This window comes from uncultured Ferrimonas sp. (assembly GCF_947489035.1).
Classification (GTDB): domain Bacteria; phylum Pseudomonadota; class Gammaproteobacteria; order Enterobacterales; family Shewanellaceae; genus Ferrimonas.
Map to the genome: position 1 here is coordinate 15,614 of NZ_CANLCI010000027.1, position 22,169 is coordinate 37,782.

Consider the following 22,169-nt stretch of genomic DNA (forward strand, 5'->3'; position numbering starts at 1 on the left):
ATATTGACGCTGGTGGAGATCCATGTAGCCGAGTTAAAGCTCAACGGAACTTACGTTGCTGAACTCAAAATTTCCTTCCAACGCCTCTTCAACTTCGGTTGTTGAAGGTGGTGACATGATGAAACGAAAATCGATTCGCCGATTCTTCGGATCGCTAGTTGGCTCTGGATACTCATGCCCTTTTACTGGGCGGTCGTCGCCATAACCACTGACGCTAAATATTGGTTGGAATTGAGGGTTAACCATCTCTTTTAACAATTTTGTGTCATCCACCAGTTTATTAAAGGTGTAGTTTGCACGAGCAGTAGACAGTACTCGATTGCTGGCAAACTGGTTAAGCAACGCCCCACGAATCGGCACATTATCAGTATGGCCCTCAATAAAAACAGAATTTAGCATCCCTTTGGTATCCGGAAGGCACTGCAGTTCCGATGGTTGCTGTGCTGAATAGCACGGAAGGATCTGCGCCAAAATGCTAGATACCGTGTTAAGACGCTTCAGATAACCAGTCTCTAACGCAGCCTCGCCCGTTGGAAACAAAATAGCGTCTTCACCCAAACGCATTACACCATGCTCGAAGTCCATATCCACGGTTAAGCCATTTTTTTGCAGTGCATACTTAATCGTTTTCAGTAATTGCTTGCGCTCCTCTACTCCTTGGATGATCTCAGACAAATAGCCTCGTGCTGCATTTCGCTCCTTGGCAAGCTTGTTGTTGGTGGCCTCAAGATCATCTTTTAGCTTTTCCAGTTCGCTATTCTTAACCTCGAGTTCTAGTGCTCGTCGGTTCAGCTGTACTTCCTGTTGCTTAAGCTTCTTAAGTTGAGCTTGATACTGTAATTCTTTTTTTAAGCTGTCTTCATTTGCTGACATCAGCGAGATCAAAAAGACAGCCAGCAGAATGATAAAAACAAAAATAAGCCCTGCCATAATGTCTGACATTGACAAGATATAGCTATTTTCATCGTTGTATTTTTTTGTCTTCATCCGTTGTTAACCATGTACTCAGAGCGTTTGGGTGTAAAACCAGTAACTTTTTTCAACAAGTAGGACACTGGGTATTGCCAAATCCCTGCACGGCTTAACGATATACCCATATTTGGCTTCATCATTGGCAGTTTTGCGATGAGATCGTGTGCCGGATAGCTATGCTTTGCTGCATTAAAAATGTAGCCCTTTTCACCATTTGCACTGTAGACAATAATTACTTGGTCAAATCGGATAACGATGTACGCTTTTCCATCATCCAGTGCCTCATGTGACTGGCAAGAGGGCACTTTATTTAATACGCTGACGTACTGGTCAAAAGCACAAAAAATCTGAATGTTGCGAACTACACCGGCTTCAACATAGGTGTCAAAAAACGCGTTAACCCAACGACTGTTTCCTATATCAAATTCCGATTCACTGTACTTTCGAAAGCTAGAGAACTTCGATGCGAGGTATTGTTGGCGTTTTTTAACCAAGCCATCAGGCTTAGTGTTACTATAGGTTGTTACAACCTGCTTGATTACCCTACGATTTCTCGCATTTGTATCAGATCGACGGGCTACCGTACTTACCGCGAGGATAATATCAGACGCGATTTCGATGATGTCTAAATCAATATCCATACTCACTAGGTTATCAATATTGCTTAACAACACTTCGTAGCTAATTACATCTACTCTCTGTTCAAATAGCACAGTTGCCCGCGGCCAAAAACCATCAAAGTCAAACACATTGCCAACCCGCTCTCGAACACTAGGCGCCAACACACAAAGATGAGCGATTACTCGCTGGGCGTACAACGAAATGTTGGGCAACGAAAAAGCATCGCCTTCAACAAGACGTTTTACGTGAGAGTAGCCAAGCGTAAGCTCTTCCTCTGTAGGAGACCAACTTTTACCAAATAGACGCTCTTCAACATTTGAAGACACCTTCGACAACAATGTTGGTGATGCATTATTTTTCATCAAAAATTACCTTCCATCGCCTTTTGAGCTTCTGTCGTGGTTGGCGGGGTCATGATTAAGCGGAAATCAATACGGCGATTGATAGGGTCATTTTTCGGGTAGTCGTATTCGTGCCCAGGTACTGGACGCCCTTCCCCATAGCCACTTACGCTAATAATGGGTTGCTCGGACACGTTAACCATTGTTACCAATACCGGCTGTAGTGTAGTGATTTCGCGATAAGTAAACATTGCACGACTAGAAGACAAGGCCAGATTGTCTTTATATTTTAGTGCCAAGCGGCCAACGATTGGTACGTTATCGGTATGCCCCTCAATAAATACAGAATCAACTTTACCCTTGGTGTCTTCTAAACACTTGCCATTGTTTGGTTGATTATCGCCATAGCAAGGCAGGATTTCTGCTAAAACTTCGGCAACTACAGCTAGACGCTCTAACTGTTCGGTATTTAGATCCGCTGAGCCAGTATTAAAGCGAATCGCGTTCTCGTTTAATCGTAAAACGCCATGCTCAAGATCGACATCCACTTCAATGCTGCGCTTTGCCAACAGCTCCTTAACATCCTCTAACAGAGATCTGCGCATCTGATCGTTTTCTTGTAGATCACTAACGATTCCATTGAGTTGCTTTAATTTCTCGTCTTGTTCTCGAGAGGCAACTAAGAAGTCAACGACGAAGATCGCAAGAGTAATAATAAAGATGAACATCAAACCAGCCATGATGTCAGAAACTGACATCATGTAGTTTGACTCATCACTGTGGCGCCTGTAACTCACGCTTCAGTGGCCTTTCGCAATTCGTTACGGGATAGGTCATTTACCAAGTCGCCAATCTCGTTAGTCGCATCAATAAGATTATTAGCAACATGGGCCGCTTTACCATCCATATCAACTAGTCGATCGTTGGCATGAGCTACATACTGCTCAAGCCCATGATTCAACTGCTTGAATGCGCCAACAATAGAAGACTCTAACTGACCAGAAAGCCCTGCTTGAGAGTCTATAGCTGTTCTCAATTGCTCGGTTGCGCTTGCGATTGAACGATTAGACTCATTTGTCGAGTCAGCAGTAGAGCGCATTTTTTCCACGAGTTCTTGGAATAAACGCATGGTTTCGTCATTTTGTTTATTGGCGTAAACAAAATCTGCCGATGTTTGATCTAAGTGCAACAGAGTATTAGATAGGTTTTCTAGGTTACCATTGCTCAATTGGTTAAGCTCTTTAAACGCTGAAACGCTGTCTCTGACTTCACTATTCATCTGATCGAAACCAGTCAACACTGAAGGCAGAGTTGCAAGCGAATCTGCCACTGCTGATTCCGCCCCTTTAATTTCCTCAGTAAGTTTCGATACTTGTTCGCTTAAGCTAGACGATACTTGTTCGAGCATTGGCGGCAGCATCTCATCAGTGAGAGCTTGATAGCGGCGAAGCGACTCTTGCATGTTTTGATCGGCCACACCGGAAATCTTTTCAGGGATCTGTTCGAATTCAGCAGAAATCTGACCCATGGTGGAGCCATAGCTTGCAGCCATGTCCGACATTTGTCGCTGTAAAACTTTGATCATCGACTGCACTGTACTGTCGACATTAACGATAATTTTCTGCTCGCGTTCCGCCATCTCTGCGACCGCAACATTCAACTTTTCGACCAGCCCGGTTACTGACTTTTCAATGTTTACACTTAATGTGGATGTAGCGCTAAGAGTTCGCTCTTGTGCTTGCGTTAAGCTTTCGACATTAACCTTTAAGCTCTCGCTCATCTGCGCCAACACATCGCCAATTTGGTCGATCTCTTTCCCGGCAGATTGCAACAATGTTTCTCGGAATTCCTTTGATACCCGAGAAATGGTTTCGTCGGTAATCCGCTGTTGATCCAACTGGAAGTCCGACAACGCTTTAGTTTGCGCTTCAGTCGCCTCTAACTGCAAACTCGCGAGTTTATCGGAGTCCATAAACTCAATATGGGATGACAGGTAGTCACTGAATTCTTTGACCGCTTTTTCCAGTTGGTGGAATCTATCTTTCTCAAACCACGAAAAAATCATGGAGCAAATGATACCGACAACAGATGTTGTAAAGGCGATGCTCGCGCCAGAAAGCAAAGGATTCAGTGATTGTTTTGCCGCATCAATGTCAGATGAGCTTAACCCGATCGACGCTTCGCCAATACCGATCATTAATCCAACAAAGGTAAACAGTAAACCCGCACCTGTAAGCGTATTAGGGATCGCCGTGTACTGCCTTAAGTTGATAACAGGTTCGACAATAGACTCCATATTGAATACCGAGCTGACCTGAAGAGTGTTACGCAACGCCGGTGCTTGTTCAGGCTTACGGCTGTAGTCCACATCGGGCAACTGCATACTGCGTTCGTAAGATTTCCAAGATGGTTTTAAGCAGTCGACCTCAGTAATTACTGACTTCATTGTCGTGTAGTTCTGAAAAGCAATTGACGCAGCGTTTGGCTGCCACTCTAGTTCCATCGCGTCACCGTTATCATCGTACTCAACTTTGGTCTTAAACTGGTTAAGTTCGTCATTTACAGACTGTAAGGATCGGACAAGGTGCCCTGTTTTCATTTTCAACAACATGCCCGACACAAGCGCAAATACCACGATAATTGTGCTAAACCCGAGTGTTAACGGGTCTTGAAAAATTGTTCCCATCAGGGTCTTCTTCCTATCTTAAAATAAATGTGGATATCAGAGAGGCCAAAATAGAGGCGTTCTTTGTCTTGAGAGGCTTGCAATCTCTGTTCTGAAGTCAAAGGCTCGAGCCAGTGTCGACCACTATTTGGGTTTAGTCTAATGCCTTTGTTCTTTAAGAACTGAGTTAATCGTTTTTGCCAGTAGCTGCGGTGGTCATGCACCCAATCTGGCGATAGTTTCATTAGGGTATAAGAGTCAATGTACTCAGGTTCAAATAAGATCGACTCTAGTTCCATCGTTTTTTCAAAAATACCTAGGTCAAAGCTGGTCCCACGGAAGCGTTCAATAAGGATGAAGTTACCCACCTCGAAGATACAAATCTCACTTTTGTCATTAAACGGCTTAGATTCCATCACTGTGACGTTGTATTGAGACAAATCAATTTGTCTGTTTAATAATTTTTCCGATCTGGCTGTTAACAGGAATCTAACTCTTTCGAAAGAGTCACTAAAATCGGCCCAATAGCTGGTCCGCTTCTGCAAATGGTTGGATTCTCTAAGCGTGATACCCGGATCAGTACGTATTTCACTGAGCTCATGGAACAGCACTTTAACGGATTCGAAATCGATCACGTTATACATACTCTTAAGTTTCAGTTGGGCGTCACGAGACAAACGAAACCAAATACTTTGTTTCGACTCTGGTAGGCAATATTTTTTAATCCAATTCTCAAAAGGTGTGCCCGTTACAACCTGATTTACCTTTGCCAATAGACACTCAAGTTGTTCGATGGTCTGATCGACATCCAAATGGTCTTGGCAACTTCGCCACCAAGTTAATTGACCGGTTGACGGGTTAACTGGGATAGCAGCTTCTGCTTGGCACAATAAAGCCTCTATATGTTGACCTTTACTCTCTAGCCCTAAAGATCGAAAAAATAACTCAAGACCTTGGTTCAGACTCAAGACCAGTTTTGCGCAGTCAATGTATTGTTTGTTTCTTAGATACCTAGCGACTTGGGCCTGCAGCTTTAACTCTGGCTTAAATGCCGCGGGAATAATCCGTGGAAACTGCTCCAATAGCACATCAGTAACCGGTTCGTAACCTCTGGCCAACCCTGCTACCAGTTTGATAACCACTTTAGAGAATCGTTGTTCGTCAGACAGTATCGCTCTCCAAACGGTTTGCACAGCTTGATCTAGCTGCCCTTCCTCCATTTGTTGGTATTGCTCGTCTGATCGAAGAACTAGCAGCCATTCAAACTCTGTAAGCACGTTACGATTGCTAAGCTTTTCAATGATATCAATAAGCGACTTGTCACTAACGAATACCTTTTCACAACTGGGATTACTCACCAAACCACCAAGCGGCGGAACAGTAGATGCAATTTGAGGCGATTTCGGCAGTCTTGGCTCAAGAAACCAAGGGCGATTTACTCCCACATTATTGCCCTCTTAGCTCAGTAAGGTCATGGCTCTTAAACTCGAACCGAAAGACAACCTTTCTATTGCCTTGTGCAGGCAGTTGATCGTCTGCATCAAGCTTGCCCCGTGCAGCAGGAAGGGCCTTATCAAGAAACCGTCCCTTATAAGGAAAGATCATTCGTTCGATGTAGGTAGTAACTGCTTCAGCCCGATTTAAGCTCAGCGACATCGCTTTGCGCTTACCCTCGTTTTTAGCGGCATGGCCTTCAATCACTAAATGAAGAACTTCGACCGAGGTTTCATCATTTAAGAAGATCGCTTGGCTGTAGATCGGGATAAGCTTATCTAAAAAGCTTTTGGCCGCGGGACTTAGCATTGCACCATCGTGCTTGAAATTTAAGCCTTCGCTCAACGACAACGAGCCTGTTTCCAAATCGACTTTTGATTCAATCCCAGCTTTGATCAGCCCTTTTTGGATTTCTTCTATGATGACAATACGGTTGCTTTCCGACTGCTCTTGATACTCGTAGAGCTCGGCCATTGTCACCACCAGCAATAAAGCAAAGACCATCAGCAGTCCTGCCATTAAATCGCCAATGGAGAGCCAACTGCCCGTTTCATCAATGTGTTCGTCAGCCTGCTCTACCGTTGGTTCCATCACGCCAGCGTCTCCGCTTTATCCGCCAGTTGTTCCTTTTCCTGTTGAACCTCTTCAATCATGGTATTAAGCAAATCTACCGCTCGGTCTAACCGCGAATATATTCGAGACGAGGTAGCGTCAAACGCCGAGAAATATTGCTCAACCGAGCTATTGGCTCGTCTAAAGTAGTCGTCCATCTCAGGGCGAATTTGCGTCGCTAATTGAGTAAACTGGGCAGAAGATTCGGCGTACGCCTTACCCAGATCGGAAACCTGACGTCCGATGGAATGATTCAGCAACTGGATCTCACTTACCCAATCCGCTTTTTCAAGCCCCATTGCTTTCGCCATGGATTGAACACGTTCGGCCGCTTGTGCGAGCTGCACGAACTGCTGGTCCAGATCGCTTAACAACGATGAGCGCTTCATGTATTCGTCTTCGAAAACACCTCTAAAGTTGTCAACAACCTCATTCAAACCGTTCTTCTGGTCATTCAATGACTCATCCAATAGACGATTTTGTTCTGTGAAGTAGAAAGTGAGCTTTTGCTGATATAGCTCTCGGAATCGCTCTAACTCTCTCTGAACCGTCGAAGACATACTCACTACTTTACTATCAATGTCTCCAAGGCCAGATTCAAGTTCATGTCGAGCGGAGTTCATCAACTGTGCCGACTCGACACCAACCGCTTTGAGTGTGATCGCTTGCTCTTGGAACATCGACTCAGATGCACCGATCATCACTGAGAATGCTTGCGTTTGTTGCTCAATAGAACGGCTACCGAACTGAACGATCCCTTTCACTTCTTCAGAGATAGCTGAAAGTGCTTTCGTACTGTTGGTCGCAAACTCATTCAGCGAGCGATCCATCGAAACAGTAAAAGCGTCGAGTTTAACCAAAGTACGCTGCTCAAACTCAACCACCTTCTCAGTGGTTTCTTCTAGTTTTCCAATCGACGACACGACATTTTTGTTTAAATCGTCGCTAACGCTAGCGAATTTAGTTACGGCTCGGTTGGTATCATGCAATTCAACAGTAACTGGCTTAACGACCTCATCACCCAATAACTTAACCAGGTAATCGAATTCATCCATTCGAGACTTCGACAGCTCATTTAGGCTCGCAACAACTTGAGCCGACGACATAGTTAACTGGTCCACGCCTGAATCAATTTGAGATGTGTCTTCTTTCACGCTTCGAATAGCCTCGACCAATGGCTGCTTAACCTGAGTAATTAACGCAACAACTAACTGCTCCTGGGTAAGCGGATTGGCATTGCTTTGCTGCAATGCTTCAAGTGCTTGAGATACCGCATACATGGCTTGGTTTGCTTGGCGGCTCTCGTCAACCACTTCGTGTAGCCTAGCCGTTATCGGCACACTAACATGCCGTTGCAACGAGTCATCAATCTCACTACGCGTAACCGTTTTCGCAACGAGATCGTCAATACAAGAAACTTTATGGCTGATGTCGGAAAGTCCATCCGTTATTGGTTTGGCAACGTTGCGTTCTAATACAGTTCCAACCTGAAGCCCAAGTTGTTGAGCCAATACGCCTTCATCCAGCTTCAGAGGCGCTAATGATGCAATGAGCTCCTTTCTCAACTTGTCAATGCTACTGTCGATTTGTACAGCATTAATCTGTGCAATAGCGGAGTATTCCTCGCTCGTCATTGCACTAGGCTTATCGATCAGCCCTTGAATCGCTGAAATCAGCGATGAGAAATCCATGGTCTCTGACTTGCTCTCTTTTTGATGCTCCACGATCTGATGAAGTAGATCGTTACCGGAAATCAGCTTGGATTTTTTTTGGATTTCAGTAATGAGCTTTTGTCGAGATTTGCTTTGCACTGAAAATGAAATACTTAGCGACACCATGAAAATAAAACTCGCCGCCATGCCTGCAATCGAGGTAGCGAATGCCGTGCCTAATCCTTCAATTAGGCCCATGGCTTGATTCACGAGCTCGGCCGAGCCAGTATTATCATTCCCTAGCGCCCCTAAGCCTAAAGTGATACCTACAAATGTTCCGAGAATACCAATGGTGGTCAAGATGGCTGGCACAGACTTGAACGCAGCAGTCGCAAAAGGCGGAACGATTCCTTCAGCTGGGCGAAGCAACAATACATGGCCACGTTCGAATGAGACTCGTTCGCCACGTTTACTTGTATGCGTAGCGCAGGATTGAACAACTAGCTCCTGTGTTGCTTGGTTTAGCTCTGAAATTGGCAAGCCTTCGTTCAAGGTAATCTCATTGAACTTCTTTCTTATCACGTGGAGGCTTCTAGAGTATTGACCTAGCGATTGCCAAAGCTGGTAGGCGCAGAACAATAGAATTAACACTGTAATAGCAATAAATATCACATTCATGTTTATCATAGTTTGTGTTTTCGTTGTGTTGCGTGCTGAAATTCAGGTTTCGTGAGTAGCTCAGACAGTAAGTGCTTGGGGATATGCTCTGCATTCCATTTTTCGTCACCATCCGCCGTTGTAACGGTTTGTTCACAAAATCGAACGCTGTACACGCTTCCATCTGGAAAGCCATCTACATCAAGTTTGAACCAGACAAGATTTGGATAAGTTCTGTATAGCTCGATTTGCCACGCAGACTTTTGCTTCTGAAGGCGTTTTGCCAACTCCGTATTGATATACGGAGTGCCGTCACCTAAAGCGACTTTCCATGCGCGATTAATCGCTGTGATTCTTTGCACGATTTGCTCTAAATTCATCATCGAATATGTTAGGTCAAAGCCAGTCTAAACCGAATGTGCCTTAAGGTAAGGTCAGGTAAGCGCATGCTACCTCAGTTGATTCCACCGGGCTATTTCAATATCTGCCTAGCTTTTATAATTTTTAATGCTCCAGATTGTATAGGTTCGGCCTAGGCTTGGGATCTACTAAGCTTAAAATCTGCAATCTAGAGCAATAATTTTCACGTCGACAATTTCAGTGTGCCATCAAATTAACAAAAAACACAACACGATCGCCATGAATTTTAACGATAAAAGATACAAAGCTCCTCACAAGATTAGTAATCAAAAAGCATGATCCATATGACAAATAAACCCATAAACAATCAATCTATTAATTATATAAACCAGTAGAAATAATAGGTCGGTTCTTCTTCCTTTTTGATATATTAGCATTCGCCTTAAGTAGCCGTTTTCTGTATTTCGAAGCCAGTAGATCTTTCAGGCGTTGTTGATCAAGCCCATCGCTCAGACGTACTGATACCAAAGGTTTCTGCGAGTTAAGCAACTTGCTGACGAGCAGGGGTAGTCCTCCCTTTTTTAACTGAAGCTAAAAGTAGAGGTTAAGCGGCCATCAACGGTGGTCGCCCATTGTTGGCTTTGTGTGGCCGTTCATGATTGAATAGCCCCGACTTTTCTAGACACCTGATTGGTTAGAAAAATACTGGTTCTCAAACTCTACTGGTGACAGGCCATCATTGGAACCATGTCGCCGCTTCGGGTTGTAAAACATCTCTATGTAATCGAACACATCACTTCGGGCTTCTTCTCGTGTTCCATAAATTTTCCGTTTGACCCGTTCGCGCTTAAGAAGCTGGAAAAAGCTTTCTGCAACGGCGTTGTCGTGACAGTTGCCTCGACGGCTCATGCTGCTGACCAGATTGTTGTCCTTCAAGAATCGTTGCCATTCGTCGCTGGGTTTTCGGCGCCAAACAGCCATGAGTAAAGCATCGGTGGCTAAGTTCAGTGGTCATCCGTGGCTTCATGGCCCATCCCACCACTTGGCGTGAAAACAGGTCTAGGACAACGGCCAAGTACAACCAGCCTTCATGGGTGCGGATGTAGGTGATATCGGTAACCCAGGAGCGATTCGGTTCTGCCACATCGAACTGCCGGTCCAGAGTGTTGGGTGCCGCGACTGGCGCTTTGCCACCGTAATGGGCTTTACGTTGTTTGTAGCCTGTTTGAGAGCGCAGGCCTTCAAGCTTCATCAATCGGGCGACCCGGTTCTTACCGCAAGCTTCTCCGTCTTCGCGCAAATCGGTATGGATCTTTCGATACCCGTACACACCACCGCTTTCCAGCCAGAACTGTTTAATGAGCCCAAGTAATCGCTCGTCGTCTTGCTGGCGAGCTGACTTGGGTTGCTTCAACCAAGCATAGAAACCACTGCGGTTAACCTGTAAGGCCCGACACAGCGGAACGACACCATAGCGGTCGAGTCGGGATTTTATGAACGCGTACCTTTCCTTGACTCGCTGGCAAAGTACGCGGCGGCCTCCTTTAGGATATCACGCTCCTCTTTGACCATACGGAGTTCAGCCCTGAGTTTGCGCAGCTCTGCCTGAAGATCAGCTTCTTCTTTTTGTTGGGCATCGGGCTTGTCATACCGCTTCATCCAGGCATACAGGCTATGGCTGGATACGCCGAGTGCCTTGGCTACATCGGCAACGGTTCGGTTCCGCTCAGTGATTTGCTTGACCGCTTCTTTTTTGAATTCTTCGGGGTAACGCTGACTGGACATAACATCTCCTTGTTCGAGCCTTATTGTAAGGCTCTGAGATGTCTATGGAAGTGGGGGGCTATTCATCTACATGGGCCACGGCAATTCGAGCCTTTCTACCGGCTTGTACTACGAGCTGCAACAAGCGCTGCGGGCTCAATATCCAGAACAACAAATCTACGTGGGCTTAGTGGAAGGCCACCCCGATTTCGAGCGCATAAAAAGCCAGATCCAGCACGACCACGTTACCAAAGCGCACCTGCGCCCCTTGATGGTAGTGGCCGGAGATCACGCCAGCAACGACATGGCCGGTGACGAAGCCGACTCATGGAAATCGCCACTGCAGCAACTGGGCGTTGCAGTGATCCCAGTGCTGTCTGGCCTTGGCAACAATGCCAAGGTACGCCAGCGCGACCTGAGCCACCTTGAACAAGCCGCAGCACACGCGGGCATTACCCTCAATTAACAAAACGGGGCATGCAATGCCCCAATTTTGGTGATCCGCTACCGGCGCAGCGGCGTATTAAAGCGCCTGCAGGTTACCCCGTTGGGGGCCTACCAGTTTTTAGCCTCACAGCTGCTGTCACGCTTATTCGCCATCGTGGCGACCGCGGTGATTGTGTTTGCGCTGGTGGCGCTGTTGTTTGATATTCGCCCCGTCGGCAATCCCTTACTGCTGCTACTGACCATGACTTTAGGCACTGCGGCGATGATCAGCATCGGCTTACTGGTGGCCAGCGCCACCCGCTCGGAGGAGTTTGGCAACGGCATCCTTAACTTGCTGTCGTGGCCGATGATGTTCCTTTCTGGTATTTGGTTTTCACTGGAAGGCAGCAAACCGTGGGTGCGCACTCTGGCTGATCTGCTGCCCCTCACCCACCTTAATGACGCCAACCGCGCCATTATCATCGACGGCGCCAACCTGTTGGCCATTGGCGATCATCTGCGGGTGCTGCTGCTGATCACCATCGGCTCGCTCGCCATTGCAGGCTGGCGCTTTAAGTGGCAATAACGACACCGCGAAACCGGCGCAAATTTCAACCTAAACCTTCTTAATTCAAGCCGTTATGTTGGCAAGCCCGGCTGGCCCAACACAATGTCATCCTCCTCCCAGAACCGTGAAGCGCGGTTTGCCTACGCTTATTACCTGCGCTGAACTAACCTATGCCTCGTTTCTCTTGGCCTCGTTTGCTTGCGCTCCGTTGGGCTCTTGGCCGTTGCTGATCTGGCGCTTTCTCGCCCAGCCTTAACCCCGTTGTCCCAACGGTTCGGTTTACGGCTCTGCTTGCCGCCGGCAAGGCGATTGAACAAACAACAGCAATTCCTTACCCTTTTCTTCGTCTGCGCTTAGTCTGTGATCACCGCTGCCTGGCTCACCAAGTCAATGCCAAGGTTGGCACAACACAGCTAAAGTCTGAAAAACGCCGTAGTCAAAGGATTTATATTAAATAAATCAGTAATTTATATCAGCCTTCCGTCACAATGATTACGTTTGATCATTCGAGGTGTGTGCAGCAGCCCGTCGTCACGGCACAACCGGCGGTTGCTCGCCCGCAAGGCAATGAACATTCCTCAACAATATCAACCATTAAACCGGTTGTTCAGCAGGCCGCACTTTTTCACGGTTAGAGGGCAAGTTACTTGACCCAATATCGTTATGAAGGTGTATCCTAATGTCAGGTGCATGAAAAAGGACGTTTCCACACCATGATCGGCTCTCGATTACCTATAACACTGTTGATCTGCTTTCAGCTGCTGGTTCTGGCAGCATTGGGTTTCCACCTGCTAGACAGCACCAAACAACACATTGCCCAAGATCAATTGGCGGTCATGACCGAATTACGTCAGATCGCTGGCTGGGATCAGCAGCAGATTGAAACCACCTTGGCTCGTTATCCGGTGCAATTTACTCGGATATTTTCCCCAGACAGCGCCGTGCCCTGGAAGTTTGGCCGCTTTAAGCCCACCAGCCACCCACTGAATCCGTTATTGGATCCGGTGCTGTTACAAGATGAATTTCTGATTGGCGAACGCCGCGTCACCATCGGTATGGACACCGATTATTATTTAGAAAAGAACGTGGCAGGGTTAATCACTCTAGCCGCAGGGTTAACCGCCGTTAATCTACTATTTTGCCTCATTCTTTTTGTTAGCAGCCGCAAGCAACGCAAGAACTTAAAAGCGATGGAAGCAGCGGTTGGGCGCCTGCCAAGCCTTGATCTGCCATCGATTGTTGATAACGTTCGTGGGCCATTGGTGCCGCTGGCGAAAAGCCTTAAATCCACCCGCGATCAGCTTCGACAGCACTTCAACAAACTGCAAAAAGCCAACGCCGAACAAGCGCAAGAAGCGATGACCGATCCGGTCACCAGCCTGGCTAACCGCGCGGCCTTCAATCTGGACATGGAAGAGTCTAACTCCCACGCCAACAGCCGCGGTCATTTACTGCTGCTGCGCGCGGCCAGCTTAGACGAAATCAACAACCGTTTGGGCAAGCAAAGTGGCGACATCTATTTGGCCACCATTGCCGGTTATCTGCAGCAGGTGGTGATCGCCAATCCAGAGCTGGCCCTGTATCGCTACAGCGGCACCGATTTCTTATTGCGTTTACCCAATGCCGATGACGAAGCCACCAACACCTTGTTGCTGCCGCTCTCGCGCCAGTTAGCCGAACTTGCTGAACGCGAAGAGGTGCCAAGTGCCGGTTACCTTGGGGTGGTGCCTTACCAGTCTGGCGATCGAGTCAGCCAGTTACTGATCCACCTCGATACCGCCATCAGCATTGCCCAATCGGAAGGGCCAAACGCGTACTACTGCCTTGAACCCACCTTAATGGATCTGGATATCGATGCCGATCGCTGGGAAGAGGTGATTGCCGATGTGATCGACAACAACCGCATCGAGTTTACCCAACAGCCGTTGATGTCGCTGAGCGAAGACAAGCCCATCTACCACGAGCTGTTTGCCCGCTTTACCAACAAGGATGGCAACCCACTGCCCACCCAAACGCTGTTTGCCATGGCCAGCCGCGCCGATCGCACCGTTGAGCTAGATAAGCTGATCTTCACCAACGTTGTGCGGCAGGTGCTCCACCACGGTGAAGCGGATCAATGCTACGGCCTCAACCTCGCCACCCACTCGGTCACCAACAGTGAGTTCCTCGCTTGGTTAGAGGAGCGCATCGCCCGCACCCCAGAACTGTCTGGTCGCTTGGTGTTGGAGCTCAGCGAACGATCCATCGATCTAAACCCGCGCCAACTGTCTAAGTGGTTCCAGCGCGTGCACCAACACGGCGTACGCATCGCCATTGAACGCTTTGGTAACGGCTTAACCTCTTTCCGCTCTTTACAAAGCCTGAAGCCCGATTTCGTCAAGCTGGATCCCAGCTTCACCAAAGAGGTGGATCAAGACTCGAATAACCGATTCTTCATCAAGATGTTGCTGGACATTGCGGTGCGCTTAGAGATCCGCGTTATCGCCACTCACATCGAGAAATACGAAGAGCGGATCACCCTCGAAGCACTCCGCGTGGATGGGGTTCAGGGCCATTTGCTCTCGGCACCGCAACCGCTGATGGCCAAACAGACCTAGTTTTTGCCCCAGTTGTGCACTGGGGCGCCTAAGGTTTCGCCATTCAACGAATAACCGTAACTTTCGTCAGTTGTTTAACGGCCGCTATTTGCCGATAATATTCGCTTCCTATTAGAAGTGATCTCGTTTACATGACCGAATATTTGCTCTTGCTGGTCAGCACGGTGTTGGTCAACAACTTTGTGTTGGTCAAATTCCTTGGCCTTTGCCCCTTTATGGGCGTATCCAGCAAGTTGGAATCCGCCATCGGTATGTCGATGGCGACCGCCTTTGTGCTTACCCTCGCCTCCACCTGCAGCTACCTAGTGCATCAATATTTATTGGTGCCGCTGGATCTAACCTACATGCGTACCCTCGCCTTCATTTTGGTGATCGCGGTAGTGGTGCAGGTGACCGAGATGGTTGTACGCAAAACCAGTGCCTCGTTGCACCGTGTACTGGGGATCTACCTGCCTTTGATCACCACCAACTGCGCCGTACTGGGCGTGGCTTTATTGAACATCAACGAACAACACGACTTCACCAGCTCGGTGCTGTATGGCTTTGGCGCCGCCGCCGGTTTCGCCTTGGTGTTGATCCTGTTTTCTGCCATGCGCGAACGGTTAGCCGCTGCCGATGTACCCGCCCCGTTTAAGGGCGCCTCAATCGGCATGATCACCGCCGGACTGATGTCGTTGGCGTTTATGGGCTTTATCGGGTTGGTGAAGTAATCGATGAGTAGTATTGCTATCGCGGTGATTGCCGTTGCCAGCTTAGCGCTGATCTTTGGCCTGTTATTGGGCTTTGCTGCCATTCGCTTCAAAGTTGAAGGCGATCCCATTGTCGAGCAGATTGAAGAAACACTGCCACAAACCCAGTGTGGCCAGTGCGGCTACCCTGGCTGTCGCCCCTACGCCGAAGCCATCGCCAAAGGCGAAGCCCCCATTAACCGGTGCCCACCGGGCGGCGAAGCAACCGTAGCCAAACTGGCCGATCTGCTGGGGGTGGAACCCGAGCCGCTGGATGCCGAAGCCAAAGACAGCACCCCAACTGTGGCCTTCATCATTGAAGAGGACTGCATCGGTTGCACCAAATGCATTCAAGCCTGCCCAGTGGATGCCATTGTTGGCACCGGCAAACAGATGCACACCGTCATTGCCAACGACTGCACCGGTTGCGATCTGTGCGTCGAGCCCTGCCCGGTTGATTGCATCGAGATGCGCCCTATCGCCACCACGACCCAAAATTGGAACTGGGACATCTCCCGCATCCCAGTGAAACAGGTTTCATAACGTGCACACATTGTTAGAACAGATCGATCGCGGCCAATTATGGACCTTCCCTGGCGGGATCCATCCGCCACAGCGTAAAGAAATTTCCAATCAAGCAGCGATCGCTACCTTACCGCTGCCGCCACAACTGCGGGTGCCAGTACGCCAGCACATCGGCGCCCCAGGGCGGGTGTTGGTTCGCGTGGGAGAGCAGGTCTTAAAAGGCCAACCGCTCACAGAAGCCGATAGCCCGATGGCGGTGCCCGTGCACGCGCCTACCTCTGGCACCATCACCGCCATTGCCCCTATGGCGGTCGCGCACCCATCGGGATTGTCCGAGCTGTGCATCGAGCTGGAGAGCGACGGCAAGGATCAGTGGCGGCCACAGCAGCCGATCAGCAACCCCAGCGAACTCAGCCCCAAAGCGTTGCGACAGATCATTGCCGCGGCGGGGATCGCCGGCATGGGCGGCGCGACGTTCCCATCGGCGGTGAAGTTAGCCACCCAAGACAAGATCAAATTTCTGCTGATCAACGGCGCCGAATGTGAACCCTACATCAGCGCCGATGACCGCTTAATGCGCGAACAGGCACCGCAAATCCTGCAAGGGATCGCCCTGCTGTGCCAAATCATCAACCCAGAACGGGTGTTGATCGGCATTGAGGACAACAAGCCCGAAGCGATTCGCGCAATGGAGCAGGCATTGGCCCAGGCCAAGATGCCGCAGGTACTGGTGCGTACCATTCCCACCAAGTACCCTTCGGGCAGCGAAAAACAGCTGATTGAGATCCTCACCGGTCAACAGGTGCCTAAAGGCAAGTTGCCAGCGGATCTGGGCGTATTGATGCACAACGTGGGCACCTGTTTTGCCATCAAGCGTGCCATCTGTAACGACGAGCCGTTGATTGAACGGGTGGTTACCGTAACCGGCGAACAAGCCCAGCAAGCGGGCAACTATTGGGTGCGGATCGGTACCCCCGTGGCGTGGCTGTTGCAACACACCCACACCAACGCCTTAACGCAGCAACCGCTGATTTTAGGTGGGCCGATGATGGGCTTTGCCCTGCCCGACAGCAGCGCCGCCATCAGCAAGGGCGCCAACTGCGTTATTGCCCCAAGCCTCAATGAATTGCCGCCGCAGCCACAGCCGCGCAACTGCATTCGTTGTGGGGAATGTGCCCAAGCCTGTCCTCAGCAACTGTTACCACAACAACTGTATTGGCACGCTCAGGCCGGCGAACACGACAAAGCCGAACAGCTGAACCTGTTTGATTGCATCGAATGCGGCGCTTGCGCTTTTGTTTGTCCGTCTGACATCCCTTTGGTGCAGCACTACCGCATCGCGAAATCCGCGGTTCGAGAAGAGAAAGCCGCCGCCGCGAAAGCCGCCGCCGCCAAGATCCGCTTTGAAGCACGCCAAGCCCGCTTAGATAAAGAGAAACAAGAGCGGGAAAATCGTCATAAAAAGGCCGCCAGTAGCAAAGCGGCCAGTGGCGCCGCCAACAGTGCCGGTGTCGCCGCCGCCATCGCGAAACTGAAAGCGGAAAAAGCCGCTCAAGCGGCCAGCGCCGAACACAACGACAGCGGCGAAGTGGATATGGCGGAGTTACGCCGCCAGCGCAAAGCTCAGGCACGAGCCGCCAAAGCGGCCCAAGCCGAGCACAGTGAGTCCAACCCAAGCAGTGACGAGGCCGATCCTCGAAAAGCAGCCGCTGCCGCCGTTGCACGGGCGAAAGCCAAGCGGGCAGCAGCGCAACAGGCCGGCACCGAGACCGAGGCCGCCGCCAAGCCGAAATCCGCCGCGGTGGCTGCCGCCATTGCCAAAGCAAAGGCCAAGCAAGCCACTGAAGCGGGCGTGGTAACCGACACCGCTGCGCCTCAAGCCGCCAAGCCGAAGTCACCTGCGGTGGCCGCCGCCATCGCCAAAGCAAAGGCCAAGCAAGCCGCTGAAGCGGGCATGGCAACCGACACCGCTGCGCCTCAAGCCGCCAAGCCGAAATCCGCCGCGGTGGCCGCCGCCATCGCCAAAGCGAAAGCCAAGCAAGCGGCTGAGCGGGCTAATTCTGCTGGTACTGATGCTGATACGGCCACAGGCACGGACACTGCTGCCGCAGCGGCAACGCCGGTGGCCGCCAAGCCTAAATCCGCCGCCATCGCCAAAGCAAAGGCCAAGCAAGCCGCTGAAGCGGGCGTGGCAACCGACACCGCTGCGCCTCAAGCCGCCAAGCCGAAATCCGCCGCGGTGGCCGCCGCCATCGCCAAAGCGAAAGCCAAGCAAGCGGCTGAGCGGGCTAATTCTGCTGGTACTGATGCTGATACGGCCACAGGCACGGACACTGCTGCCGCAGCGGCAACGCCGGTGGCCGCCAAGCCGAAATCCGCCGCCGTGGCCGCCGCCATTGCCAAAGCGAAAGCCAAGCAAGCGGCTGAGCGGGCCCAGCAGATTGATGACGACTCTGGTGCTCAGGCTGAGGCGACGGTTGTCGCCGATGACGGCGCAACCGAGCCAACAACCGTCAGTAGCGCCAAGCCAGCAGACAAACGCAAAGCCGCAGTGGCCGCCGCCATTGCCAAAGCCAAGGCGAAGAAAGCCGCCGAGCAAGCAAATAAAGAGAACAATTAATGGCATTTAAAATCGCCTCTTCCCCGCACCTGCAAGTGCGAATGCCTACCAGCAAAGTGATGCAGCTGGTGGCGTTAGCCACCCTGCCCGGGATCCTCGTGCAGTGGTACTTTTTCGGCTGGGGCAATCTGATCCAGATCGCCTTAGCGGTGGCCACCTGCGTTGGCGTAGAGGCGGCTTGTGTCGCCCTACGCGGCCGCGACGTCAAAGCCACGTTAAGTGACAATACCGCCGTGGTTACCGGTGTGCTCTTGGGGATCTGTTTACCGCCTCTTGCGCCGTGGTATATCGCGGTACTGGGGGCGATCTTTGCCATCGCCATCGTGAAACAGGTTTATGGTGGCATCGGCCAAAACCTGTTTAACCCAGCCATGGCGGCTTACGTAACCCTGTTGATTTCGTTTCCAGCGGTGATGACCCAATGGTTGCCACCGCAACCACTGGCACAGCAGCTGATCGGCTTCGGCGATAGCCTGCAAGCGGTGCTCTTTGGGTTAGACAGCATCAATCTGTCGATGGAGCAACTGCGCCTTGGCATTGATGGCAGCACCATGGCTACGCCACTGGATACCCTGAAAACCGATCTCACGCTGGGCTTTACCGCCTCGGAATCGATGACCAAGCCGATCTTCTCTGCCCTCAGCAGCCAAGGTTGGTTATGGCTTAACGGCGCCTTTTTGCTGGGCGGCTTAATCCTGCTGAAGCTCAAGGTGATCCGCTGGCACATTCCCGTGGCCGTGTTGGCCTCGTTGGCGCTGTTTAGCTTGTTGGATCTGCTGCTGGATCCCGATGGCAGCGGCGGCGTTATCTTTCATATGATGTCCGGCGCCACCATGTTTGCCGCATTCTTTATTGCCACCGATCCTGTTACCGCCGCCACCAGCACCAAGGGGCGCCTCGTCTTCGGTGGCCTTATCGGCTTACTGGTGTACCTGATCCGTACGCTTGGTGGCTACCCCGACGCCTTTGCGTTTGCGGTGATGTTGGCCAACCTGAGTGTGCCGTTAATCGATTACTACACTCGCCCAACCACCTACGGTCACCGGAGTTAAGCCATGATCCAATCAATGAAGAAAAATGGTTTACTGCTGGGCGCCTTTGGTTTAGCCGCGGCCGGCCTTGTTGCCCTGACCTACGCGGGCACCAAAGATCAAATTGCTGAGCAAAAAAAGCTGCAACTGATCAACACCTTAGAGCAGATCATTCCCGCAGCGCTGTACGACAACCAGCCGCACCAAAACTGCCACCAAGTAACCAGCTTGCAGTACTTGGGGAACGATCAACCCCATCAAGCGTTTGTGGCCACTTTTGGTGACGCTCCAGTGGCGATGGCGCTGGAAACCACCGCGCCCGATGGCTACAACGGCGAAATTGATCTGATTGTTGGGGTGGACTGGCAAGGCACCTTGCTGGGCGTTCGTACCCTGCAACACAATGAAACCCCAGGGCTTGGTGATCTGATTGACACCCGCCGCTCGGATTGGGTGGAAAGCTTTGCTGGCTACCGTTTGCAGGGCGATAAGGATCCGCGCTTTCACGTTAAACGCGATGGCGGTGATTTTGACCAATTTACTGGCGCAACCATCACCCCGCGAGCCTACGTTAAAGCGGTAAAAAATACCCTGATCTACTTTAATCGCAATAAAGACAACATCGCGGCAGCACCAACTTGTGGAGCCCAATCATGAGCCAATATCGCGACATTGTGTGGCAAAGCCTGTGGAAGAATAACCCTGGCATTGTGCAGCTATTGGGCTTATGCCCGCTGCTCGCCGTAACCAACACCCTCACCAACGCCTTAGGGCTTGGGATCGCGACGATGGTGGTGCTGTTTGGCTCCAACGTCTTGGTGTCGTTACTGCGTAAAGGGATCCCCAATGAGATCCGCATTCCCGTGTATGTGATGATCATCGCCGCCCTAGTGACCTGCGTCCAGTTGTTGGTGAATGCCTACGCCTACGGTTTGTATCTGTCGTTGGGGATCTTCCTGCCATTGATTGTGACCAACTGTGTCATTATCGGCCGTGCTGAAGCGTTCGCCTCTAAAAACAACGTGGCGTTAGCAGCGTGGGATGGTTTGATGATGGGGCTGGGCTTTACCGTGGTCTTAGCGCTGCTGGGCGGCACCCGCGAACTGCTTGGCCAAGGCACGCTGTTCGACGGCGCCGAGCTGCTGTTAGGCCCGTGGGCCAGTGCTCTGCGCATCGAACTGTTCCAATTAGACAGCCCATTCTTGCTGGCGCTGCTGCCCCCTGGTGCGTTCATTGCCATGGGCTTGTTGATCGCCGCGAAGAACCAAGTAAACGACAAAGTCGAAGCGCTGTTTGCGCCTAAGCCAGAACAAGCCAAACCGGTTGAGCGCGTACGCGTCACCAATTAGGCCAAAGGACGTTATGAATAAGGAAATACGCCGCCAAATTTTAGAGCGGCTACGGGAACAGCGCCCCAACCCAGAAACGGAATTGGAGTTCGGCTCGCCCTATGAACTGCTGGTGGCCGTGGCGTTATCCGCCCAAGCAACCGATGTGTCAGTCAACAAAGCCACCCGCTTGCTGTTTCCCGTAGCCAACACCCCGCAAGCGATGCTGGATTTGGGCGTTGACGGCGTTAAGCAGCACATCAAAACCATTGGCCTGTTCAACACCAAGGCGGTCAATGTCATTAAAGCGGCGCAGATGCTAGTCGATCAACACGGCGGCGAAGTGCCAGCGGATCGCGCTGCGCTCGAGGCCCTGCCTGGCGTGGGCAGAAAAACCGCCAATGTGGTGCTCAATACCGCATTTGGCTGGCCCACCATTGCGGTTGATACGCACATCTACCGCGTTTCCAATCGCACTAAGTTCGCCATCGGCAAAAGCGTCGATTTGGTTGAGCAAAAGCTGCTCAAAGTGGTGCCCGCAGAGTTCAAGGTCGATGTGCATCACTGGTTGATTTTGCATGGTCGCTACACCTGTTTAGCCCGCAAGCCCCGCTGTGGTTCTTGCATTATTGAAGATCTGTGTGAGTTTAAGGATAAGGTTTACCCTGACGAGTAACTCATCGCGGCATGGGCCGTTTATCCGTCGCTGCAAAGCCCATTACAGTGGCGCTCTGTGACAGCCTTAAGATCCAGGCGCGACAACCGCACGACAAATTGATGGCATTAAGGAGAAAAACAACATGGATATCGTGGCAGGACTCAGTGCCTTTTTAGGCTATTTTGCGAGTGGCGTTGTCGCCATCGCCCTGTTTAAACTGATCTACGCCTTCATCACCCCCTTTGATGAATGGGCGCTGATCAAAGCCGGCAACAACGCCGCCGCCCTCAGCCTTGGTGGTGCCCTGCTGGGCTACACCATCGCCTTAGCCTCTGCCGTTAGCCATTCGGTTACTTACGTCGACTTTGCCACTTGGGCCGCCGTTGCCCTGCTTGCTCAGCTGTTGGCCTTTGCCGTGGTTCGGTTTGCACTTTTAACCGACATCGTTGCCAAAATTGAAGACAATCATCTGGCCAGTGCCATTGTGCTGGCCAGCATTAACATCAGCATCGGCGTATTAAACGCCGCCTGCATGAGCTACTAGGAGCCC

Annotated in this window: 19 protein-coding genes and 1 pseudogene; 11 read left to right on the top strand and 9 right to left on the bottom strand. The window is 50.7% G+C overall.

From position 1 onward, the window contains the following. Positions 1–33 precede the first annotated feature (33 nt). From Q0796_RS14540 to Q0796_RS14580, 9 genes and pseudogenes are all read right to left on the bottom strand, one after another. Positions 34–987 (bottom strand): OmpA family protein, encoded by a 954-nt coding sequence (locus Q0796_RS14540; RefSeq protein WP_298444462.1) that lies wholly within the window; start codon positions 985–987, stop codon positions 34–36. Further along, positions 984–1,955, bottom strand: coding sequence for a hypothetical protein (locus Q0796_RS14545; RefSeq protein WP_298444464.1), 972 nt, complete (start codon positions 1,953–1,955; stop codon positions 984–986). The genes Q0796_RS14540 and Q0796_RS14545 overlap by 4 nt, the downstream gene beginning before the upstream one ends. Beyond that, positions 1,955–2,695, bottom strand: a complete 741-nt coding sequence (locus Q0796_RS14550; RefSeq protein WP_298444466.1) for a hypothetical protein — start codon at positions 2,693–2,695, stop codon at positions 1,955–1,957. The genes Q0796_RS14545 and Q0796_RS14550 overlap by 1 nt, the downstream gene beginning before the upstream one ends. Before the next feature lie 32 nt (positions 2,696–2,727). After that, positions 2,728–4,620, bottom strand: a complete 1,893-nt coding sequence (locus Q0796_RS14555) for a hypothetical protein (RefSeq protein WP_298444468.1) — start codon at positions 4,618–4,620, stop codon at positions 2,728–2,730. Beyond that, positions 4,620–6,044 carry an EH signature domain-containing protein gene (locus Q0796_RS14560; protein ID WP_298444470.1) on the bottom strand — a complete coding sequence of 475 codons (1,425 nt, stop codon included), beginning with the start codon at positions 6,042–6,044 and terminating at the stop codon, positions 4,620–4,622. Before Q0796_RS14560 ends, Q0796_RS14555 begins: the two co-directional genes overlap by 1 nt. A 1-nt stretch (position 6,045) precedes the next feature. Beyond that, positions 6,046–6,684, bottom strand: coding sequence for an OmpA family protein (locus Q0796_RS14565; RefSeq protein WP_298444472.1), 639 nt, complete (start codon positions 6,682–6,684; stop codon positions 6,046–6,048). Beyond that, the gene (locus tag Q0796_RS14570) at positions 6,684–8,909 is read right to left on the bottom strand and encodes a MotA/TolQ/ExbB proton channel family protein (protein WP_298444474.1); all 2,226 of its coding nucleotides are present in this window, start codon (positions 8,907–8,909) and stop codon (positions 6,684–6,686) included. The genes Q0796_RS14565 and Q0796_RS14570 overlap by 1 nt, the downstream gene beginning before the upstream one ends. A 131-nt stretch (positions 8,910–9,040) precedes the next feature. Beyond that, positions 9,041–9,397, bottom strand: a complete 357-nt coding sequence (locus Q0796_RS14575; protein WP_298444475.1) for a hypothetical protein — start codon at positions 9,395–9,397, stop codon at positions 9,041–9,043. A gap of 655 nt (positions 9,398–10,052) precedes the next feature. Continuing rightward, positions 10,053–11,159, bottom strand: a pseudogene (locus Q0796_RS14580) (IS3 family transposase). A 70-nt stretch (positions 11,160–11,229) separates the two neighbouring features. On the opposite strand from Q0796_RS14580, the gene Q0796_RS14585 reads away from it, so the two are divergent. The 11 genes from Q0796_RS14585 to Q0796_RS14635 all read left to right on the top strand — a co-directional run bounded on the left by Q0796_RS14585 (position 11,230) and on the right by Q0796_RS14635 (position 22,163). Next, entirely contained in the window at positions 11,230–11,604 is a 375-nt protein-coding gene (locus tag Q0796_RS14585; protein ID WP_298444477.1) for a sirohydrochlorin cobaltochelatase, read from the top strand. A 24-nt stretch (positions 11,605–11,628) separates the two neighbouring features. Then, a complete protein-coding gene (locus tag Q0796_RS14590; protein WP_298444530.1) occupies positions 11,629–12,150 on the top strand; it encodes an ABC transporter permease in 522 nt (173 codons plus the stop codon). 695 nt (positions 12,151–12,845) lie between these two features. Beyond that, entirely contained in the window at positions 12,846–14,729 is a 1,884-nt protein-coding gene (locus tag Q0796_RS14595; RefSeq protein WP_298444479.1) for a GGDEF domain-containing protein, read from the top strand. 131 nt (positions 14,730–14,860) lie between these two features. Beyond that, the gene (rsxA, locus tag Q0796_RS14600) at positions 14,861–15,439 is read left to right on the top strand and encodes an electron transport complex subunit RsxA (protein ID WP_298444481.1); all 579 of its coding nucleotides are present in this window, start codon (positions 14,861–14,863) and stop codon (positions 15,437–15,439) included. A 3-nt stretch (positions 15,440–15,442) separates the two neighbouring features. Further along, positions 15,443–16,000, top strand: coding sequence for an electron transport complex subunit RsxB (gene rsxB, locus Q0796_RS14605; protein WP_298444482.1), 558 nt, complete (start codon positions 15,443–15,445; stop codon positions 15,998–16,000). 1 nt (position 16,001) lies between these two features. Continuing rightward, a complete protein-coding gene (gene rsxC, locus Q0796_RS14610) occupies positions 16,002–18,602 on the top strand; it encodes an electron transport complex subunit RsxC (RefSeq protein ID WP_298444484.1) in 2,601 nt (866 codons plus the stop codon). After that, positions 18,602–19,654: an electron transport complex subunit RsxD gene (gene rsxD, locus Q0796_RS14615; RefSeq protein ID WP_298444486.1), complete on the top strand. Its 1,053-nt coding sequence runs from the start codon at positions 18,602–18,604 to the stop codon at positions 19,652–19,654. The genes rsxC and rsxD overlap by 1 nt, the downstream gene beginning before the upstream one ends. Positions 19,655–19,657: 3 nt before the next feature. Continuing rightward, entirely contained in the window at positions 19,658–20,290 is a 633-nt protein-coding gene (rsxG, locus tag Q0796_RS14620) for an electron transport complex subunit RsxG (protein ID WP_298444488.1), read from the top strand. Beyond that, positions 20,287–20,982 carry an electron transport complex subunit E gene (locus Q0796_RS14625; RefSeq protein WP_298444489.1) on the top strand — a complete coding sequence of 232 codons (696 nt, stop codon included), beginning with the start codon at positions 20,287–20,289 and terminating at the stop codon, positions 20,980–20,982. Before rsxG ends, Q0796_RS14625 begins: the two co-directional genes overlap by 4 nt. Before the next feature lie 13 nt (positions 20,983–20,995). After that, positions 20,996–21,637 (top strand): endonuclease III, encoded by a 642-nt coding sequence (gene nth / locus Q0796_RS14630; protein ID WP_298444491.1) that lies wholly within the window; start codon positions 20,996–20,998, stop codon positions 21,635–21,637. 124 nt (positions 21,638–21,761) lie between these two features. After that, the gene (locus Q0796_RS14635) at positions 21,762–22,163 is read left to right on the top strand and encodes a DUF350 domain-containing protein (protein ID WP_298444493.1); all 402 of its coding nucleotides are present in this window, start codon (positions 21,762–21,764) and stop codon (positions 22,161–22,163) included. Positions 22,164–22,169: the final 6 nt, after the last annotated feature.

Excerpts from the sequence above, each read along its gene's own strand:
- rsxB (WP_298444482.1), top strand. The coding sequence starts at position 15,443 with ATGAGTAGTATTGCTATCGCGGTGATTGCCGTTGCCAGCTTAGCGCTG.
- nth (WP_298444491.1), top strand. The coding sequence starts at position 20,996 with ATGAATAAGGAAATACGCCGCCAAATTTTAGAGCGGCTACGGGAACAG.
- rsxD (WP_298444486.1), top strand. The coding sequence starts at position 18,602 with ATGGCATTTAAAATCGCCTCTTCCCCGCACCTGCAAGTGCGAATGCCT.
- Q0796_RS14565 (WP_298444472.1), bottom strand. The coding sequence starts at position 6,684 with ATGGAACCAACGGTAGAGCAGGCTGACGAACACATTGATGAAACGGGC.
- Q0796_RS14575 (WP_298444475.1), bottom strand. The coding sequence starts at position 9,397 with ATGATGAATTTAGAGCAAATCGTGCAAAGAATCACAGCGATTAATCGC.
- Q0796_RS14595 (WP_298444479.1), top strand. The coding sequence starts at position 12,846 with ATGATCGGCTCTCGATTACCTATAACACTGTTGATCTGCTTTCAGCTG.
- Q0796_RS14555 (WP_298444468.1), bottom strand. The coding sequence starts at position 4,620 with ATGGGAACAATTTTTCAAGACCCGTTAACACTCGGGTTTAGCACAATT.
- Q0796_RS14625 (WP_298444489.1), top strand. The coding sequence starts at position 20,287 with ATGAGCCAATATCGCGACATTGTGTGGCAAAGCCTGTGGAAGAATAAC.
- Q0796_RS14545 (WP_298444464.1), bottom strand. The coding sequence starts at position 1,955 with ATGAAAAATAATGCATCACCAACATTGTTGTCGAAGGTGTCTTCAAAT.
- rsxG (WP_298444488.1), top strand. The coding sequence starts at position 19,658 with ATGATCCAATCAATGAAGAAAAATGGTTTACTGCTGGGCGCCTTTGGT.
- Q0796_RS14550 (WP_298444466.1), bottom strand. The coding sequence starts at position 2,695 with ATGATGTCAGTTTCTGACATCATGGCTGGTTTGATGTTCATCTTTATT.
- Q0796_RS14585 (WP_298444477.1), top strand. The coding sequence starts at position 11,230 with ATGGGCCACGGCAATTCGAGCCTTTCTACCGGCTTGTACTACGAGCTG.
- Q0796_RS14635 (WP_298444493.1), top strand. The coding sequence starts at position 21,762 with ATGGATATCGTGGCAGGACTCAGTGCCTTTTTAGGCTATTTTGCGAGT.
- Q0796_RS14540 (WP_298444462.1), bottom strand. The coding sequence starts at position 987 with ATGAAGACAAAAAAATACAACGATGAAAATAGCTATATCTTGTCAATG.
- rsxA (WP_298444481.1), top strand. The coding sequence starts at position 14,861 with ATGACCGAATATTTGCTCTTGCTGGTCAGCACGGTGTTGGTCAACAAC.